This window comes from Rhizorhabdus sp. GW822-FHT03C02, from assembly GCF_058801765.1.
Map to the genome: position 1 here is coordinate 1 of NZ_JBXANN010000025.1, position 17,529 is coordinate 17,529.

The window sequence follows — 17,529 nt, forward strand, 5'->3', positions numbered from 1 at the left end:
CGCACCCGCCCCGCCAAGGAAGCGGTCGCGGTCGCCGAGAAGCTCGGCGCCGAACTGGTGCCGATGGGATCGGCCGGCGCCAAGGCGATGGCGATCGTCCGCGGCGAGGCCGACATCTATCTCCACACCGGTGGCCAATATGAGTGGGACAGCGCCGCCCCGATCGCGGTGGCGCGGGCCTATGGCCTGCACTGCTCGCGGATCGACGGCAGCCCGATGGTCTACAACAATGCCGACGTCTATCTGCCCGACCTGCTGCTGTGCCGGCATGAGCATGCGCAGCGCGTGCTCGATCTGCTGGGTGAACCGGCCGACTGAGCGTCGTAAGGGCGGTTCAAGATCCTCCCTGCGCGTAGCGCGGGGAGGGGGGCGTAGTGCGTCACCATGCCGGGGGCATGGTGAAAGCGCGAAGCCGGCTGCGCAGCAGCCGTGGCCGCAGGATGGTGGAGGGGTCTTCTGCGCTATCAATGTTGCGCAGACCCCTCCACCGCTTCGCGGTCCCCCTCCCCAAAGCTGCGCTTTAGGGAGGATCTGCAGGGCTCAACCCGATGCGCAAATCCGATAGGTCGAAACGAGGGGCGTCCATGCCTCAACCCCTCCACACCGCAGCCTTGCATCCACCCCATCGCCCTCCGATGATACCCCATGTCCACATCGGCCCTCGGCTTCCTGTGCGCCCTGTTCGGCATCGGCACCCCGCCCGTGGAACCCGACGGCTTCGGTCAGAGCATCGCCGACGACATCCGCTTCGTCCTGCGCTTCCGACGATGCCGCCGCGTCGCCACCATTTGGCGCATCCCCACCGATGACGAAGCGCGCGCGGTCGACGCCGATCCGATCATCGGCCGCTTCGGCGACCTGACGATCGGCGTGGCCGACGTCGACGGCCGGCGCTGGATCGTCCGCGAGCGCGACTGGCATGGCTGGCCCGATCCACCCCGCTTCGTGTTCTTTGCGATGGAGGGCGAGGAGATTTGGGTGGGGGCGGACTTCGATCGCTGGCCGGCAGCGTGGCAGTGGCCGCCAGAGCGGGCGCGGATGGGGCTGCGGCCGTAACATCTTCTTTTCGAATTGCGGTACAGCCACCAATGCGTCGTCTGAGGTGGTGGCGTAGTCCTACTCTAGCATTTGTAGACAACCACGCCGCGCGCCCGCGGCCGCGCCTCACTCGATCTGCAAATGCGCCAGCGGCGTCTCGAACGACGCCGCATAGCCCAGCTCCCCATAATCCTCATGGATCGCGCCGCCGCCGCCCAGCCCCATCGCGATCAGCTTCGCGCCGAAGCTCTTCGGCCCCGGCGCGTTGGCCGGCGGGCCGCCGCGCTCGGTCCAGCTCAGGGTCAGCACGGGGTTGGCCGCGTCGCCGTCGAGCCGCCACAGCACCATGACATGGCCGGCGTCGCTGGAGAGGGCGCCATATTTGACGGCGTTGCTGCCGAGTTCGTGGAGCAGCATCGCGGTCGTGACAGCGCCCTTCGGGGCGAGCGGAATCTCGGGCCCTTCGATGGTGAAGCGGTCGGATGAAGCGTGCCGCGCCAGGCTGCTGCGGACGACGGTCGTCATGTCGGCGTCGGCCCATTGCTTGCGCTGGAGCATGTCGTGCGCGTCGGTCAGCGCATCGAGCCGGTTCTGGAAGGATTCGACCGGTCCGCGGCCCGGCACCGCGCGCAGGGTCTGGTTGGCGAGGCCGTTGACCATCGCCAGCGTCTGGTTCAGCCGTTCGGTGAGCATCTCGTTGAGCTGGCGCCGCTCGGTGTCCTCCTCGATCCGGCGCAGCATCGCATAGCGCAGCTCGAGCTGGGCGATGACCTGCCGCGCCAGTGTCGCCAGCACCCCCTGCTGCTCGGGGGTCAGCCCTTCGGGGCGCGGCTGATGGTCGATCACGCACAGCATGCCGAGGAACTCGCCGCGCGGTGCGATCAGCGGCGCGCCGGCGTAGAAGCGCAGATTCGGATCGACGCGGACTTCGTCATTGTCGACCGTCCGCGGATCGGCGTTCAGGTCGGGGATGATCAGCAGGTCGGTCCGGCCGAGCCCGAGCTTGCACACCGACTCGTCGATCGGGGTCTGCTCGGCATCGAGCCCGACCCGGGCCTTGAACCATTGCCGGTTGGTCTCGATCAGGCTGATCGCCGAGATCGGCGCATGGCAGAGCTGCGAGGCGAGCTGGACGATGTCGTCGAAATTGGGTTCGGGCGGGGTGTCCATGATCATATAGCTGGACAGGGCGGTCAGCCGGGCCTTGTTGTGCAGCTGGGCGTCCAGGCTAAGCATGTTCTACTCCATACATCGTACCGCAGCCGGGCGGGGTGGCCCGGCTGTAATCTCCCCTCTCCTGCGCCTCCATAGCGTTATCGACTATGCATGGGGGTCGGCCGGCACGTAACTCCTTTGGGGGCGGGTGGTTCCCGGTGGGGATGCGGAATCGAAACCGGTAGAGGCACATCGCTTCCTGTCCTCGTCGCCCCAGCGAAGGCTGGGGCCCATGGCTATTGCCGCGCAGGCTGTCATTGAGGATCAGGCGCAGCAGCGGCCACGCCTTCTTCGACCATTGCGCGCGCCGCGCCAGTCATGGGCCCCAGCCTTCGCTGGGGCGACGGTGGATAGGTGGCTTGCGGTCCGACGCGACGTCACGCCTCGGCCGGCACCGCCTCCATCCGCATCAGCTCGATCCGCACCCCGTCCGGGTCGGCGCCATGCTGCAGCTCGATGCCCCCGCCCCGGATGTGCGCCTCCTCGACGAAATGGCCGCCGCGGGCGGTCAGCGCCGCCACCGTCGTATCGGGATCGTCGTCCCAGAAGGCCAGATGGGTCAGCCCGAACCTGTTGAGCGCGCGGCGCTCGCGCGGGCCGAAGGCGGCGGGTTCGAAGACCTTGAGCAGCTCGATGACATTGCCCTCGCTGTCGCGCATCATCTGGGCGCGCAGCTTGATGCCGGGCACCTCGTTGACCGTCGCCAGCCAGTCATGGTCGCCGTCGAATATATAATTCTCGACCGGTTCGAAGCCGAGCGCGCGATAATAGGTCATGGCGCGGTCGATATCGTCGATGCAGATGCCGCTGTGCGAGAAGCGCGCGGGGACGCCTTCGCTCTGCATCAGCTCGATGCGCACCCCGTCGGGATCGGTGCAGTAGAGCATCGTCGTGCGGCCTTCGGGATAATGGCCGCGGGTCTCCGCATGGACGGTGCCGCCCGCCGCCGCGATCCGCGCCGCCGTCGCGTCGATATCGTCGACATAGAAGGACAGATGGACCAGCCCATATTGCAGCGTCGACCGGCGGCTGCGCTCGCCGAAGCCGGCGGGGTGGAGGAAGTGGAGCAGCTCGATCAGCGGCCCGTCGGGGTGGCGCAGCATCTTGCAGCGGACCCGCACCCCCGGGAGCTGCATCGTCCGCGCCATGTCGGGCCCCTCGATGATGCCATGATCGAGATCGTCGGTGAAATCGAGCGCGGCGCGATAGAAATGTTCGGACGCCGCGAGATCGCTGACGCAGATGCCGCGGTGGGACAGGCGTAGCATATTCTCTCCCCAAATGCTGCGGTCTCGGCCGCAGCATGACGATGCCGCATCGGCTTCGCGGCCGCATAGTCCGAACAGACGATGCGGCCGAATCGCCGGGCCTTTAGCTCCGATGGAACACCGCGATCGAACGCGGCACCAAGGAGAGCCTGCCATGAAATTTTCGATCATCTACGAAGCGCAGATGGCGGACCCTTCGCCCGCCTCCGAGGTGGCGTGCTTCAACGAGATCGTCGAGCAGGTGCTGCTGGCCGAGGAGATGGGGTTCGATACGATCTGGGCGGTCGAGCACACCGCGCTCACCCAATATGCGCATATGTCGGCGCCCGAGACCTTCCTCGCCTTCATCGCCGGACGCACCAAAAGGATCGGGATCGGCCATGGCGTGGTCTGCCTGCCGCCGGCGATGAACCATCCGGTCAAGGTCGCCGAGCGCATCGCGACGCTCGACATCCTGTCGGGCGGCCGGGTCCATTTCGGCATGGGCAAGGGCGGCACCCAGCAGGAGGCTGGGACCTTCGGCTATGATCTGGCGGCGCTGCAGCCGATGATCGACGAGTCCATGTATCTGATCCCCAAGATCATGACCCAGGACGAGATCGAGCATGACGGCGAATATATCAAGATCCCGCGCCGGCCGATCCACCCCAAGCCGCTGCAGACCCCGCATCCCCCGCTTTATTATGCCTGCACCCGCGAGGCGACGCTCGAACTGGCCGGCCGCCGCGGCATCGGCGCGCTGGTGCTCGGCTTCTCGGGCCCCGAGGAGATCGCCCGCAAGAACGAGGTCTATCGCGAGAATTTCCGCAACCGCAAGGTCGAGGATCAGGTCGGCATCGTCCCCACCGAGCATCTCGCCGCCTTCTGCGCGGCCTGCGTGCTCGACGATCGCGACAAGGCGCGGCGGATCGGGCTGCGCGGCCAGCGCTTCTTCGCCGAGGCGATCGCCCACTGGTATCAGGGCGGCCCCAAGCCGAGCACCGCGGACCTGTCGGCCGAGGAGACCGAGGCCGCGCTGAACCAGGGCAAGGAGGCGGTGGTCACCTATCTGTCCGAGGAGAAGATCACCGTCGGCGACGAGCACACCAGCAACTATGCGGTCGCGCAGGACGCTTACGGCAATGCCGACGACTGCATCCGCTATGTCACGCGGCTGCAGGAGGCGGGCGCCGACGAGGTGCTGTTCCTGCTGCAGATGGGGACGATCCCGCATGAATCGATCCTCGAGACGATCCGCAACATCGGCACCAAGGTGATCCCGCATTTCCGCGCGCAGGCCCAGGCAGCGATCGCCGTGGCCGCCGAATGAGCGGCACCGTTGGGGAGGGCGCGGTCGCCCTCGTCACCGGCGGCGGATCGGGCATCGGCCGGGCCGCCTGCCAGCGGCTCGCCGCCGACGGGGTGCGGGTGGTGGTCGCCGACCTCAACGGCGACAGCGCCGCGCGCACCGTCGCGCTGATCGAGGGGGCCGGGAGCACGGCGCTGGCGGTGACCGCCGACATCGCCTCGGAGGCCGACAATGCGCGGATGTTCGACGCTGCCGAGCAGGCCTATGGCGGCATCGACATGGCGTTCCTCAACGCCGGCATGCTGCAGCCCTATATCCCGCTCGACGAGGTCGGCATCGACCTGTTCGACCGGATCATCGGGGTCAATCTGCGCGGGACATTCCTGGGAGTGAAGCAGGCGCTCGAACGGCTACGGCCGGGCGGGGCGTGCGTCGTCACCGCCTCGGCGGCCGGGGTGATCGGCTTTGCCGACGCCGCGGCCTATGCGACCTCGAAGCACGGGCTGGTCGGGCTGGTGCGATCGTCGGCGGCGGCGTTCGCGGCGAGGTCGCTCCGGATCAACGCGATCTGCCCCGGGCTGGTGTTGACGCCGATGAACGGGCTCGAGGGCAGCGAGACGATCGAGGATCCCGATACGCTCGGCTATCCCGACTATCGCGGCGGGCTGTCGGCGCAGCAGGTCGCCGAGGTCGCGATCTTCCTGATGGGGCGGCGTTCGGCCGGGCTCAACGGCCAGGCGCAGCTGGTCGATGCGGCGCTGCTGTCGTCGTTCCCGCCGATTGCGGGGTGAGGGGGCGGCTCCACTTCTTCTTACCCCTCTCCCGCTTGCGGGAGAGGTCAGGGTGAGGGTCTTCTTCTTCTGTTTTTCCTAGCCGCTGGGTGAAGAAGAAGCAGAAGAAGACCCTCACCTAGCCTCTCCCGCGAAGAGCGGGAGAGGGGCCAGAAGAAGTGGGTCGGCGCCTGCCGCCGCCCCTAATCCGCCGGTCGCGTCAGCCCCGGCAGGCTATGATGCACCAGATGCACCAGCTGCGACTGGCGCTTCACCCCGGTCTTGTTGAAGATCGCGCGCAGATGGGCGCGCACCGTGTTGGGAGAGATGCCGTGATGCACGGCGACGTCCGCCAGCGACAGGCCGCCGGCGATATCGGCGGCGATCCCCGCCTCGCTCTGGGTCAGGCCGAGCAGGTCGCGCAGCGCGTCGGGGGAGACCCGCGGCGATCGCACCGGATCGTTGAGGAAGATCACCGTCGCCGGGCCGCCGCCGGCGACGACATAGTCGGGGGCATTGGCGCTGCCGGCGATCAGCAGCAGGTCGCCCAGCCCCGACGGCCGCTCGATCCGCAGGGTCAGCAGCCCGGCATCGTCGCTCTGGGTCAGCCGGGCGTGGAGCTGGCGCGCGAGGTCATGGTCGTCCAGCCGGATCGCGGCGTCGCGCAGCGCGATGCCGTCGCGTTCGGCGAGGATCTCCGACGCGCGGGTGTTCAGCCGGATCACCTTGCCGCGCCGGTCGAGGATGATCACCCCCACCGCCATCTGCGCGACCGCGCTGGCATAGATGCCGCGTTCGGTCTCGCCGGTCGCCAGCCGGTCGAACAGCCGGAGCGCGACCCGCAAATAGGGCACCAGCCGTTCGAGCCGCTGGAAATCGGCGGGTTCGAACGGCGGCTGGTTGGCGGCGCGGGTCAGCCGCAGCCGCAGTTCGAGCCCGCCGGCCTCGCGGACGTCGAGCCCGAGCACCTCGTCGCTGCTCGTCTGCGACAGGAAGTCGCGATAGGCGGCGTTGCGTTCGAGCGTCGCCGGCGACACGAAATCGCGGAAATGCGCGACCTTGCCGTCGGGCAGGCCGGTGAACGGATCATTGGCGAACAGCCGCCTTGTATAATCGAGGCCGATCCCCGGATCGGCGCCCGGGGTCAGGATCATGCCGGGCTGGTCGGCGGCGCGCGGGGTCAGGATCAGGGTCGTCCACGCTGCCGACGCCGCGACCGCGAGCCGGTTGAGGAAGGCCGACCAGGGCGCATCGTCGAGCAGGCTCGCGAACAGCGTCGCGACCACATCGTCGGCATCGGAATAATGGGTCGATTCGGACGGGATCGGGGCGGACGGCCTCGGATCGACCGAATCGGAAGGCTGATCCATCACAGGGAGAGACTAGGATGATCGACCCGGTTTTGCAGCAGATGATCGCAGCGATGGCGGCGAGCGGCTTCGCGCCGCCCGATCCGCTCGAGGCCAAGGGGCTGCGCGCCTTCATGGACAATCCGTTCCCCGGCGAACCGATCCCGGTCGCCGAGGTGCGCGACGTCGAGATCGTCGGTGGCGATGGCGCGATTCCTGCGCGGCTCTATCATCCCGCGCCCGGCGAGACCCGGCCGGTGGCGGTGCTGTTCCATGGCGGCGGCTGGGTGGTCGGCACCCTTGACACCCATGACGCGCTCGCCCGGGTGCTGGCGCGCGATGCGGGCTGTGCGGTGCTGTCGGTCGGCTATCGGCTGGCGCCCGAACATCCGTTCCCGGCGGCCTATGACGATGCGCTGGCCGCAGTCGCGGCGCTGCCCGCGCACGCGGCCGACTTCGGCATCAGCGCCGATCATTATGCGGTGGTCGGCGACAGCGCCGGCGGCAACCTCGCCGCCGCGGTCGCGTTGGCGCTCGCCGGCCGCGCCGATGCGCCGGCGGGGCAGCTGCTGTTCTACCCGGTGGTCGACCGCGATTTCGACACCGGCTCGTATCGCGCCAATCCTGACGACAGCTTCCTGCCCAATGCGATGATGCGCTTCTTCTGGGACCAATATGTCGGCGACGCCGAACCCGACGCGCGCGCTGCGCCGTTGCGCGCGGCCTCGCTCGCCGGGGCGGCGCCGGCGACGATCATCCTCGCGGGCAACGATCCGCTCCATGACGAGGGCATCGCCTTCGCGGCGGCATTGCGTGCGGCGGGGGTGCCGACCGATCTTCATGACTTCTCCGGGGGCATCCATGGTTTCGCGAGCTTCTTCGGAATCGCGCCGATCGCCGACCAGGCGATCGCGATCGCCGCGGCGGCGTTGCGGCGGTATCTGGCTTAAAAAGCCCCTCCCTTTCAGGGAGGGGTTGGGGTGGGTCGCGAGCGAAGCGAGCGTCTACGCTGGAACCAAGAGCGCCTTCAGCGGCATCGAGCCGCTTCAGTCGCCACCCACCCCCTTCCCCTCCCTTGAAAGGGAGGGGGGTAGTCAAGCCACCTCGTTGATCCGGCACGCATCCGCGGCCGCCAAGAACCCGAACGTCATCGCCGGCCCCAGCGTCGCGCCCGCGCCGGGATAGGAATAGCCCATCACCGACGCCGCCAGGTTGCCGATCGCATAGAGGCCGTGGATCGTGCCGCCGTCGTCGCGGAGCACCCGGCCGCGGCCGTCGGTGACGAGGCCGCCATTGGTGCCGATGTCGCCGAGATGGAGCGGGATCGCGTAGAAGGGCGGCCTGGCGACCGCGCCGAGCGACGGGTTCGGGCTGACCCGCGGGTCGCCATAGAGACGGTCATAGGCGTTGTCGCCGCGGCCGAAATCCTCGTCCTTGCCCTGCGCGACCATCGTGTTGAACCGTGCGACCGTCGCCTCGAGGGTCGCCGGGTCGAGCCCGGTGCCCTTCGCCAGTTCCGCGACCGTCGATGCCTTGACCAGCACCTCGCGCACCGGCTTGGGCAGCAGCGCGTCGGGGATGCCGGGGATGACCGGGCCGGCCGGATAGGCGTTGCGATAACGCGAATCGAATATCAGCCAGCTCGGGTTGGTCACCGCGTCGTGCGGCGCCTTCATCGCCTCGCCGAAGCGGTGATAGGACATCGCCTCATTGGCGTAGCGGCGGCCCGACTGGTCGACGATCAGCGAAAAGGGCAGCGCGCGCTCGACCGTCGACAGCCGGCCGCGATCCTCGCCGGGAACGCGGAACATCGGCGCCCACCAGGCCGAATCCATGTTGCGGGTCGCCGCCCCCAGCGCCTGTGCCGCGAGCAGCGCGTCGCCGCGATTGTTGACCTGCGATCCGCTGGCGAGCGGATCATGCGCGGCGGGCAGATGTTCGGCACGCAGCGCCGGGTTGCGCTCGAAGCCGCCGGCGGCGAGGATCACCCCCTTGCGTGCCTCGATCCGCAGATCGCGGCCGTCATGGCGCACCACCGCGCCCTCGACCCGCCCGTTGCTTTCGATCAGCGAAACGAACGGGCTGTTCAGCCAGAGCGGCGTCCCGGTGCGGTCGAGCGCGCGGCGCAGCAGGCCGAGCAGCGCGGTGCCGAGCGTCAGCCGCCGGTCGCGCGGGCTGCGTAGCCGCTGCGGCAGGTCGAGCCAATAGCCGGCGAGCGCCTTGCCGATCGTCTTCCACCAGCCCTTCGGCCGGAACAGCGCGATCTGGGTTTCGGCGAGCACCCAGTTGATCCGGCCCCACAGGCTCGCCGCCGGCGAGGCGCGCTGCATGGTGTCGAAGGCGTCGCGATCGAGCCCGCGCGCGTCGAAGGCGCCCGGGAGCAGATGGGTGCGATAGCCCTCCCGGCTGCCCGCCACCTCGGGATAATAATCGGGATAGGGGAGGGCGGCGAAATGGACGTCGGCCTCGCGCTCGATCCAGGCGAGCATATGATGGGCATTGTCGACGAAGGCGTGGATCTGGTCGTCGGCGACATTGTCGGCGGTCAGCGCGCGGACATAGCGATAGGCGTCGCCGAGATCGTCGGGCTGACCCGCCGCCGCCGCGAGATGGCTGCCGGGGATCCAGATGCCGCCGCCCGAGGTCGCCGAGGTGCCACCCCACATCGCGCCTTTCTCGACCACCAGCACCTCGGCGCCGGCCCGCGCCGCGCGGAGCGCCGCCACCAGCGCGCCTGCTCCCGAGCCGACCACCAGCAGGTCCACTTGCTTATCGAACAATCTGCCTCTCCCGCTTTTGTCGATTTATCATATGCGAAGAATATTGTCGGTCTAGCAACGCAAAGAGATAGAATATAGGGGGTAGATCGAGAAAAATGCGTGAAACATGATGGGGAAGATGATGGACGATCTCGCCGCCCGTGTCGACCGGCTCGAATCGATCGACGCCATCCGCCAACTGGCCGCCAAATATAGCCTCGCGCTCGACATGCGCGATGCCGATGCCTGGGTCGGGCTGTTTCCCGAGGACGTCAAGGTCGGCGGCGGCAAGACCGGGCGCGCGGCGCTGCGATCCTGGTTCGACGAGACGATGCGGCGCCAGTTCGACGGCACCTCGCACCATATCGGTGGGCATATCATCGAGTTCGACGATCCCGACCATGCCCAGGGGGTGGTCTATTCGAAGAACGAGCATGAGGCCGGCGCCGAATGGGTGATCATGCAGATGATGTATGTCGACCGCTATCGCCGGATCGACGGCCGCTGGTATTTCGACCGGCGGCTGCCGCTCTACTGGTATGCGACCGACCTCAACAAGCCGCCGATCGGCGCGCGCAAGATGCGCTGGCCCGGGCGTGAGCCCTATGAGGGCGGCTTCCACGATTATTTTCCGTCATGGAAGGCCTATTGGGCGCGCGCCGATGCCGAGGGGGAGGGGCGCCCGGTCGCCGAGCCCGCGCCGCTCGAGAAGTTCATCGCGACGATGCACGGCGATGCGCCGACCCCCAGCGTGCGGGTGCGCTGACCATGGGGTTGTTCGATCCCGTTATGCTCGGCGATCTGATGCTCGCCAACCGCATCGTCATGGCGCCGATGACGCGCAGCCGCGCCGATGCCGACGATCGTCCGACCGGGCTGCATGTCGACTATTATCGCCAGCGCGCGGCGGCCGGGCTGATCGTCAGCGAGGGCATCCAGCCGAGCGTCGAGGGCAAGGGCTATGCGCGCACCCCGGGCCTGTACGACGGTGATCAGGTCGCGGCGTGGCGCACGGTCACCAATGCGGTCCATGAAGCGGGCGGACGGATCGTCGCGCAGCTCATGCATGTCGGCCGGATCGCCGCCGCCGCCAATCGCCCCGACGGGGCCGATGTCGTCGCCCCCTCGGCGATCGTCGCGAAGGCGAAGCTGTGGACCACAGGCGGGATGGCGCCTGTCGCCGCGCCGCGCGCGCTGGCGACCGGCGAGATCGCCCGCGTCATCGATGATTATGCCGCCGCCGGGCGTCGCGCGATCGCCGCGGGGTTCGACGGGATCGAGCTCCACTGCACCTCGGGCTATCTGCCCGCGCAGTTCATGGCGACCGGCACCAACCGCCGCGCCGATGCCTATGGCGGATCGGCCGCCAACCGGGTGCGCTTCGTGGTCGAGACGCTGGAGACGCTGGCGGGTGCGGTCGGGGCGGGTCGGGTCGGCTTCCGGATCTGCCCGGGCAATCCGTTCAACGACCTCCACGACGACGACCCCGCCGAAACCCATGCCGCATTGCTCGATGCGGTCGCCGGATGGGGGCTGGCCTATTGCCACCTGATCGACATGGCGACCCCGCAGGCGATCGACCATCGCGGCCTCGCCGCGGCGCACTGGCGGGGCGGGCTGATCCTCAACGAAGGCATCGACCTGCCGCGCGCCGAGCGGCTGATCGCCGACGATGCCGCCGACGCGATCGCCTTCGGCCGCCCGTTCATCGCCAACCCCGACCTGGTCGAACGTTTTCGGCAAGGTTATAAGCTGAGCGCGTTCGATCCGGGGCTGCTCTATGCCGAGGGGGCGGAGGGGTACACGGATTATCCGGCTTATGCCGACGCTCGAAACCTCTGACTTTCTATCCGTTCGTGTCGAGCGTAGTCGAGACACGCTCCACCACCGCAGCGTGTCTCGACTACGCTCGACACGAACGGAAAAGGAAGTGTGCCTCGCCCCCTACACCCCCTCCAGCACATGCCCCTCGATCGCGCAAAAGCTGTGCACCAGCAGCGGATCGACCAGATGTTCGGGATATTCGGGATCGAACCAGCGCTCGGCGCGGGCCCAGTGCGCGGGGTGGCGCATATAGCTGCCTTCGAGGCCGGCGCGGTCGGGATATTCCTGTTCCCAGACATGGGTCCATCGCCTGAGGCCGGCGGCGTCGCATGGCGTCGACAATTGCCAGCGGCCGATCGTTCCGACGCTCTTCGTCAGCGCCGCGGTCTCCGCGGTGAAGGCGGCGAGGCGGGCGGGGGTGGGGCGCCGGTTCGCGCAGAACAAAGCGACCCGGTAGAGGCCGGGCGATTGCGGGCGGGCGCCGCGCAGATCGCTGGCGAAACAGGCCTGGTCGAGCTGGGGGGTGATCGTCCGGTCGGCGAGCAACGCTGCGGCCGGCGCCCAGGCATCGCTTGCGAAGGCGGCGTCGCAGGCCGCCGCATCGGCGAAGCTCGCCCGCCATATCGCATCGCCGCCATTATAGACGCCGGGCAGGGTCGGCGCGAACAACGGGGCCGCGAGCGTCGGCAGCCGCGCGGTCGCGGCGGCGATCGCCGCCATCGCCTCGGCGCGGCGATCGTCGGCGAAGGTCGGGATCAGCAGCGCGCTAAACATCGGCCAACGCCTCCAGCATCGCGGCGTCGGCCAGCGTCGCGCGCTTGCGCGACACGATCAGCGGCGGCGCCTGCTCGTTCCACCAGCGCAGCACGTCGCCGTCGCCGCGCGCGGCATGTTTGGCGCCCCACACCGCGCCGGCATCGGGCAGCGTCCACACGAACAGGATGCGGTTGGAGCCATCGTCGAGCCACATCGCCGGCTCGACCATGCGGTGCGCCAGCGTCATCCCGCGCGCGGCGGCGCCCGGCGCATAGTCGCGCATATAGGCGTCGAGAAAGGCCTGGCCCTGGCCGGGCTTCGTCACGACCTCGTCTATGACCCAGATCGGTGCCGCGCTCATGCGTCGAGCGCCGGGTTGACCGCGAGCAGGATCTTGCCGCGGACATGGCCGGCGGCGATCCGGCGGTGCGCCTCGGCGGTCTCGGCGAGCGGCACGATCTCGATCGCCGGCGCGCGGATCCGACCGTCGCCGAGCGCGGCGACCAGCGCTGCGAGCTGACGCTCCTGGCGGGCGAAGTCGGCGATCGTCGGCACGATCCGCACCCCGCGTTCGGCGGCGCGGGCGGGATCGGGCATCGGCTCGTCGGCGATCAATGTCCCGATCGGCGCGACGATGCCGCCCGGCCGGACCATCTCGATCGAATCGAGCAGGCTCCCCTGGCCGACCGTGTCGACGACGAGGTCGACCCCGCCGGGCGCCCAGGCCGCGATCGCGGCGCGGACATCCTCGGCGCGATAGTCGATCGCCAGATCGGCGCCGAGGCCGCGGACATAATCGAGATTGGCGGGCCCGCAGGTCGCGGCGACCCGGGCGCCGGCCATTCTTGCGAGCTGCACCGCGAAGCCGCCGGTGCCGCCGGCGCCGCCATTGACCAGAACGGTGCTGCCCGCAACGATACCGCCGACGTCGAAGACCGCCTCCCAGGCGGTGATCCCCGCGGTCGGCAGCGCGGCGGCGTCGCGCAGGCTGACATGGTCGGGCAGCTTCACCACCCGTTCGCGGTCGGACGCGACAAACGCCGCATAGGAACCGCGTTCGCCCTTGCCCTGGTTCGACGCGGTGACGACGCGGTCGCCGATCGCCAGCCCGGTCACGCCCTCGCCGATCTCGGCGACGCGGCCCGCGGCGTCGAAGCCGACGACGAACGGGAAGCGATAGTCGAAATAGCGCGCCAGCCAGCCCTCGCGTGCCTTCCAGTCGGCGGGATTGACCCCGGCAAAGGCGACCTCGACCACCACCGTCCCCGGCGCCGCGCGCGGGCGCTCGATCGTCGCGACGTGGAGCACCTCGGGGCCGCCGAAGCGATCGATCACCATCGCCTGCATCATGCCGTCCCCGTCGCCGTCCGCGCCCTGGGCGGCGGCGGTGCCGCTGGCCATGTCCATATCCCCTCCTCGCGATGTCCGCTTTGTCGTCTATGTCATTCGCATCATGCCCGGCTATTTTCAAACGCAAAAGCAAAATAGGATCGATCAAAATATCGTTTTTGCGTTTTAATGGGGTTGATCCGGTCGGCGGCGCGCCATAGCATCGGGGCCGAAAGACGCGTTTCCGACGCGCAGCCGACAACAGGAGGGGCGGGATGTTCGACTTTGCGGGCAAGACGGTGCTCGTCACCGGCGGCGGTGCCGGGATCGGCCGGGCGGCGGCGGAGGCCTTCGCCAGAGCCGGGGCGGCGGTCGTCACGGTCGAGATCGATCCCGAACGCGCCGCGTCGGTCGAGGCGGCGCTGGCCGAGGCGGGCGCCCCGGCGCTGGTCGTCACCGGCGACGTCACCGATGCGGCGGTGGTCGCCGATCTGGCGGCACGGATCGAGGCGCGGTTCGGCGGGCTCGACGTCCTCGTCAACAATGTCGGCGATTTCCTGATGCTCGCCAAGCCGTTCGAGATGCTCGACGATGCCGAGGTCGAACGGCTCTACGCGACCAATTTGCGGCAGGTCTTCTCAGTCACCAAGGCGATGATCCCGCTGCTGCGGCGCAAGGGCGCGGGCAGCAGCATCGTTAGCGTGTCGTCGATCGAGGGGTTTCGCGGCATCCCCAACTGCGCGGTCTATGCCGCGTGCAAGGCCGGGCTGACCGGCTTCACCAAAAGCCTCGCGCTCGAGCTCGGTCCGGTCGGCATCCGCGTCAACCTGATCGCGCCCGAGACCACAGAGACCCCGCAGGTCCCGGTCTCGCTGATGATCGCTCCCGAGCATTGCGACCAGATCCCGCGCTGGACCCCGCTCGGCCGGTTCGGCACCGGCGCCGACATGGCCGACGCCATCCTCTTCCTCGCCAGCCCCCACGCCGCCTGGATCACCGGCACCGCCCTCCACGTCGACGGCGGCGCGCTCGCCGCGGCGGGCTGGTACCGCGATGCCGGGGATGTGTGGACCAACATGCCGGTGACCACCGGTAACGGGTTGAATTTGTAGGCGTGAGCCGGAGCGGCACTCCTTCATAAGCCCCTCCCTTTCAAGGGAGGGGGAAGGGGTGGGTCGCGAGCGTCCGCGATCGAACCGAGCGCGTCCTCAGCGGCATCGAGCCGCTTCGGCCGCCACCCACCCCAACCCCTCCCTTGAAAGGGAGGGGCTTAGAAGATGAAGGACCCAGAGGCATGAAGATCATCGTCGTCGGCGGAGCCGGCATGATCGGCGGGCGCGCCGCGCTCCATCTCAGGGCGAAGGGGCATGAGGTCGCGATCGCCGGCCGCAACGCGCCGGCGCCGGGCACCCCGCTCGGCGAATTGCCGTTCGAGCGGATCGACTATGTCGGGATGGATTTCGACCGCGCCGCGCTCGGGGCGTTCGATGCGCTGGTGTTCGCGGCGGGCAACGATGTCCGCCACCAGCCGCAGGATGTCGGCGACGATTATTGGCACGACGCCAATTCGGTCGGGGTGCCGCGTTTCTTCGAGGCGGCGAAGGCCGCGGGAGTGACGCGCGCGGTCAACGTCGGCAGCTTCTATCCGCAGGCCGCGCCCGAACTGGTCGCGACCAACGCCTATGTCCGCTCGCGCAAGGTTTCGGACGAAGGGGTGGCCGCGCTCGCCGACGGCAATTTCACCGCGATGAGCATCAACGCGCCGTTCGTGGTCGGCGCGGTGCCGGGCCTCGTCATCCCGATGTTCGCCGCCTACACCCAATATGCCGAGGGCAAGTTCGCGCCGATGCCCGAATTCGCGCCGCCGGGCGGCACCAATTTCATCTCGACCCAGTCGCTCGCCGAGGCGATCGAGGGCGGGCTCGAGCGCGGGGCGGCGGGCGGCTCCTATCTGGTCGGCGACCAGAATATGAGCTTCCAGGACTATTTCGGCGCCTTTTTCGAGGCGGTCGGCCGCGATAAGCCGCCGGTCCGCGACGAGGAGCATCCGATGCTGCCCGACGGCGCGATCTTCTTCGGCCGCGGCAACAGCCTCTATTATGACACCGACCCGGCGGTCGCCGCGCTGCTCGGCTATCGCCGCGACGATGTCGTGCCGGCGATCAAGGAGATCGTCGCCCAATATCGGGGCGCCTGACATGGCCGGGCGGCTTGCCGGACGCGTCGCGATCGTCACCGGCGGTGCCGACGGGATCGGCCATGGCATCGTCCGCCGGCTGGCCGCCGATGGCGCGCGGGTGCTGCTGGCGGACATCGATGCCGATCGCGGCCGCGAGGCGGCGGCCGAGGCGGCGCGCGACATGGATGCGGCGGTCGCCTTCCATGCGGTCGACGTCACCGATCGCGCCGCGGTCGAGGCGATGGTCGTCGCGGCCGATGCGCGTTTCGGTGCGGTCGACATCCTCGTCAACAATGCGTGGGGCGGCAGCGGCCTCGGCCGGATCGAGCACAAGACCGATGCCGAGATGCTGCACGGCTTCACCATGGCGATGTCGGCGGCGATGTGGGCGATGCAGGCGGCCTTCCCTGCGATGAAGGCGCGGCGGCACGGCCGGATCGTCAACATCTGCTCGTTGAACGGGGTCAACGCCCATATCGGCACCGCCGAATATAATGTCGGCAAGGAGGCGCTGCGCGCGTTCAGCCGCACCGCGGCGCGCGAATGGGCGGGCCATGGCATCACCTGCAACATCGTCTGCCCGGCATCGGTCAGCGCCGCCTATCGCCGTTTCCGCGACGCCAATCCGGAGACCGCGGCGATGATGGCGGCGCAGAATCCGATGGGGCGGATGGGCGATCCCGAAACCGACATCGCGCCGATCGTCGCCTTTCTCGCCAGCGACGACAGCCGCTATCTGACCGGCAACACCCTGTTCGCCGATGGCGGCGCGCACATCAACGGGGTCGCCTGGGCGCCCGATCTGCCCGATGGCGGCTGATCTCCGCTTGATCGCAGCCGCGGCTTGCGAAAGAGAAGATCGGGTGAACGATGCCGCGCCCCCTGATCCCGTTTCGCCCGAGCCGCCCCGCCTCGTCGGCCGGCCGCGGCGGCTGACCCTCGACCGGTTGCTCGACGCGGCGATCGAGTGCGGGCTGAACGACCTCAACATGAAGGAACTCGCCACCCGGCTCGGGGTCGGGATCGCGACGCTCTATCGCTATGTCGAGAATCGCGACACGCTCGTCCGGCTGGCGACCGGCCGCCAGGCGAACCGGCTGGTGCCGCCCGACCATGGCCAGCACTGGACCGATCTCGCGCGTGCCTATGCCGAGGCGATGTATGCCTCGGTCGGCGCCAATGCGCATCTGGTGATCGGTTTCATCGAGGCGCAATGGGGGATAGCGGTCGAGATGGAGTTCGTCGATTCCTATCTCGGCGCGATGACGTCGCGTGGCTTCTCGGTCGACGAGGCGATGCATCTCTATCGCCAGATCGGCCAGGTCGTGCTCGGCGCCGCCACGGTGACCGGCCATTTCGGCGCGCTCGCCGCCAGCGGCACCGACCAGCGCCGCGAACTCGGCCGTGCGCTCAAGGATTGGGACGCCGACGAACTGCCGCATCTGCGCGGCGCGGCCGAAGCCTATGCCGACCAGGCCGCCGCCTGCGCGATCGGCCCCGCGATCGACGCGATCCTGCGCGATACGGCACGGCAGCGCGGGGAGGCGTAGGGCTATAACTCGATCCGTCGCCCCGCACTTGTTGCGGGGTCCATGGCTGGTGCGTCGGGCATCATCGCTGGAGGAGGGTGGGCCAGCTATGCTGCGTTCGATCCTCGGCGGTGACCTGCGCGGCGATAGCCATGGACCCCGCAACAAGATCCCATGGGTAGTGGATAGTGACCGCCGCTCTGCCAGAGTGAGGTTGCTGACCAA

Annotated in this window: 18 protein-coding genes; 11 read left to right on the top strand and 7 right to left on the bottom strand. The window is 68.8% G+C overall.

The features are described from left to right. Together AC1RM6_RS30125 and AC1RM6_RS30130 are read left to right on the top strand one after the other, a co-directional pair. Positions 1-318 (top strand): inositol monophosphatase family protein (locus tag AC1RM6_RS30125; protein WP_493108334.1); only part of this gene is annotated, 318 nt, incomplete at its 5' end. Positions 319-645: 327 nt separating this feature from the next. After that, positions 646-1,056: a hypothetical protein gene (locus AC1RM6_RS30130; RefSeq protein WP_493108336.1), complete on the top strand. Its 411-nt coding sequence runs from the start codon at positions 646-648 to the stop codon at positions 1,054-1,056. Between the two features lie 108 nt (positions 1,057-1,164). Here the strand turns inward: AC1RM6_RS30130 and AC1RM6_RS30135 are convergent, their stop codons facing one another. Beyond that, positions 1,165-2,274, bottom strand: a complete 1,110-nt coding sequence (locus tag AC1RM6_RS30135; RefSeq protein ID WP_493108338.1) for a sensor histidine kinase — start codon at positions 2,272-2,274, stop codon at positions 1,165-1,167. 356 nt (positions 2,275-2,630) lie between these two features. Further along, positions 2,631-3,521 (bottom strand): VOC family protein, encoded by an 891-nt coding sequence (locus AC1RM6_RS30140; RefSeq protein ID WP_493108340.1) that lies wholly within the window; start codon positions 3,519-3,521, stop codon positions 2,631-2,633. A 154-nt stretch (positions 3,522-3,675) separates the two neighbouring features. On the opposite strand from AC1RM6_RS30140, the gene AC1RM6_RS30145 reads away from it, so the two are divergent. Continuing rightward, on the top strand, positions 3,676-4,830 hold the full coding sequence (locus AC1RM6_RS30145) for an LLM class flavin-dependent oxidoreductase (RefSeq protein WP_493108342.1): 1,155 nt from the start codon (positions 3,676-3,678) through the stop codon (positions 4,828-4,830). Beyond that, positions 4,827-5,600 carry an SDR family NAD(P)-dependent oxidoreductase gene (locus AC1RM6_RS30150; RefSeq protein ID WP_493108344.1) on the top strand — a complete coding sequence of 258 codons (774 nt, stop codon included), beginning with the start codon at positions 4,827-4,829 and terminating at the stop codon, positions 5,598-5,600. The genes AC1RM6_RS30145 and AC1RM6_RS30150 overlap by 4 nt, the downstream gene beginning before the upstream one ends. Positions 5,601-5,782: 182 nt before the next feature. Here AC1RM6_RS30150 and AC1RM6_RS30155 read toward each other — a convergent pair whose 3' ends face one another. Continuing rightward, complete coding sequence (locus AC1RM6_RS30155) at positions 5,783-6,949, bottom strand: helix-turn-helix transcriptional regulator (protein WP_493108346.1); 1,167 nt, start codon at positions 6,947-6,949, stop codon at positions 5,783-5,785. Between the two features lie 17 nt (positions 6,950-6,966). On the opposite strand from AC1RM6_RS30155, the gene AC1RM6_RS30160 reads away from it, so the two are divergent. Then, entirely contained in the window at positions 6,967-7,878 is a 912-nt protein-coding gene (locus tag AC1RM6_RS30160) for an alpha/beta hydrolase (RefSeq protein WP_493108348.1), read from the top strand. 144 nt (positions 7,879-8,022) lie between these two features. Here AC1RM6_RS30160 and AC1RM6_RS30165 read toward each other — a convergent pair whose 3' ends face one another. After that, positions 8,023-9,708 carry an FAD-dependent oxidoreductase gene (locus AC1RM6_RS30165; protein WP_493108350.1) on the bottom strand — a complete coding sequence of 562 codons (1,686 nt, stop codon included), beginning with the start codon at positions 9,706-9,708 and terminating at the stop codon, positions 8,023-8,025. A gap of 106 nt (positions 9,709-9,814) precedes the next feature. Between AC1RM6_RS30165 and AC1RM6_RS30170 the strand changes: the two genes are divergently transcribed. Both AC1RM6_RS30170 and AC1RM6_RS30175 read left to right on the top strand, forming a co-directional pair. Continuing rightward, entirely contained in the window at positions 9,815-10,453 is a 639-nt protein-coding gene (locus tag AC1RM6_RS30170) for a nuclear transport factor 2 family protein (protein ID WP_493108352.1), read from the top strand. A gap of 8 nt (positions 10,454-10,461) precedes the next feature. After that, positions 10,462-11,529 (top strand): alkene reductase, encoded by a 1,068-nt coding sequence (locus AC1RM6_RS30175; protein ID WP_493108354.1) that lies wholly within the window; start codon positions 10,462-10,464, stop codon positions 11,527-11,529. A gap of 102 nt (positions 11,530-11,631) precedes the next feature. Here AC1RM6_RS30175 and AC1RM6_RS30180 read toward each other — a convergent pair whose 3' ends face one another. The 3 genes from AC1RM6_RS30180 to AC1RM6_RS30190 are packed head-to-tail and all read right to left on the bottom strand — an operon-like array spanning position 11,632 to position 13,674. After that, entirely contained in the window at positions 11,632-12,285 is a 654-nt protein-coding gene (locus AC1RM6_RS30180; RefSeq protein ID WP_493108356.1) for a Dabb family protein, read from the bottom strand. Then, positions 12,278-12,628 (bottom strand): hypothetical protein, encoded by a 351-nt coding sequence (locus AC1RM6_RS30185; RefSeq protein WP_493108358.1) that lies wholly within the window; start codon positions 12,626-12,628, stop codon positions 12,278-12,280. The genes AC1RM6_RS30180 and AC1RM6_RS30185 overlap by 8 nt, the downstream gene beginning before the upstream one ends. After that, positions 12,625-13,674, bottom strand: a complete 1,050-nt coding sequence (locus AC1RM6_RS30190) for an NADP-dependent oxidoreductase (RefSeq protein ID WP_493108360.1) — start codon at positions 13,672-13,674, stop codon at positions 12,625-12,627. The genes AC1RM6_RS30185 and AC1RM6_RS30190 overlap by 4 nt, the downstream gene beginning before the upstream one ends. A gap of 197 nt (positions 13,675-13,871) precedes the next feature. On the opposite strand from AC1RM6_RS30190, the gene AC1RM6_RS30195 reads away from it, so the two are divergent. The 4 genes from AC1RM6_RS30195 to AC1RM6_RS30210 all read left to right on the top strand — a co-directional run bounded on the left by AC1RM6_RS30195 (position 13,872) and on the right by AC1RM6_RS30210 (position 17,325). After that, positions 13,872-14,708, top strand: coding sequence for an SDR family NAD(P)-dependent oxidoreductase (locus AC1RM6_RS30195; protein WP_493108362.1), 837 nt, complete (start codon positions 13,872-13,874; stop codon positions 14,706-14,708). 182 nt (positions 14,709-14,890) lie between these two features. Beyond that, positions 14,891-15,793: an NAD-dependent epimerase/dehydratase family protein gene (locus AC1RM6_RS30200; protein ID WP_493108364.1), complete on the top strand. Its 903-nt coding sequence runs from the start codon at positions 14,891-14,893 to the stop codon at positions 15,791-15,793. 1 nt (position 15,794) lies between these two features. Next, positions 15,795-16,595, top strand: coding sequence for an SDR family NAD(P)-dependent oxidoreductase (locus AC1RM6_RS30205; RefSeq protein ID WP_493108366.1), 801 nt, complete (start codon positions 15,795-15,797; stop codon positions 16,593-16,595). Between the two features lie 43 nt (positions 16,596-16,638). Then, on the top strand, positions 16,639-17,325 hold the full coding sequence (locus AC1RM6_RS30210) for a TetR family transcriptional regulator (protein ID WP_493108368.1): 687 nt from the start codon (positions 16,639-16,641) through the stop codon (positions 17,323-17,325). The last annotated feature ends 204 nt before the right edge of the window (positions 17,326-17,529 follow it).

Bases quoted from the DNA above. Each gene is read 5' to 3' on its own strand.
- AC1RM6_RS30195 (WP_493108362.1), top strand. From the start codon at position 13,872: ATGTTCGACTTTGCGGGCAAGACGGTGCTCGTCACCGGCGGCGGTGCC.
- AC1RM6_RS30185 (WP_493108358.1), bottom strand. From the start codon at position 12,628: ATGAGCGCGGCACCGATCTGGGTCATAGACGAGGTCGTGACGAAGCCC.
- AC1RM6_RS30200 (WP_493108364.1), top strand. From the start codon at position 14,891: ATGAAGATCATCGTCGTCGGCGGAGCCGGCATGATCGGCGGGCGCGCC.
- AC1RM6_RS30150 (WP_493108344.1), top strand. From the start codon at position 4,827: ATGAGCGGCACCGTTGGGGAGGGCGCGGTCGCCCTCGTCACCGGCGGC.
- AC1RM6_RS30180 (WP_493108356.1), bottom strand. From the start codon at position 12,285: ATGTTTAGCGCGCTGCTGATCCCGACCTTCGCCGACGATCGCCGCGCC.
- AC1RM6_RS30145 (WP_493108342.1), top strand. From the start codon at position 3,676: ATGAAATTTTCGATCATCTACGAAGCGCAGATGGCGGACCCTTCGCCC.
- AC1RM6_RS30160 (WP_493108348.1), top strand. From the start codon at position 6,967: ATGATCGACCCGGTTTTGCAGCAGATGATCGCAGCGATGGCGGCGAGC.
- AC1RM6_RS30140 (WP_493108340.1), bottom strand. From the start codon at position 3,521: ATGCTACGCCTGTCCCACCGCGGCATCTGCGTCAGCGATCTCGCGGCG.
- AC1RM6_RS30170 (WP_493108352.1), top strand. From the start codon at position 9,815: ATGATGGGGAAGATGATGGACGATCTCGCCGCCCGTGTCGACCGGCTC.
- AC1RM6_RS30130 (WP_493108336.1), top strand. From the start codon at position 646: ATGTCCACATCGGCCCTCGGCTTCCTGTGCGCCCTGTTCGGCATCGGC.
- AC1RM6_RS30155 (WP_493108346.1), bottom strand. From the start codon at position 6,949: ATGGATCAGCCTTCCGATTCGGTCGATCCGAGGCCGTCCGCCCCGATC.
- AC1RM6_RS30205 (WP_493108366.1), top strand. From the start codon at position 15,795: ATGGCCGGGCGGCTTGCCGGACGCGTCGCGATCGTCACCGGCGGTGCC.
- AC1RM6_RS30190 (WP_493108360.1), bottom strand. From the start codon at position 13,674: ATGGACATGGCCAGCGGCACCGCCGCCGCCCAGGGCGCGGACGGCGAC.
- AC1RM6_RS30135 (WP_493108338.1), bottom strand. From the start codon at position 2,274: ATGCTTAGCCTGGACGCCCAGCTGCACAACAAGGCCCGGCTGACCGCC.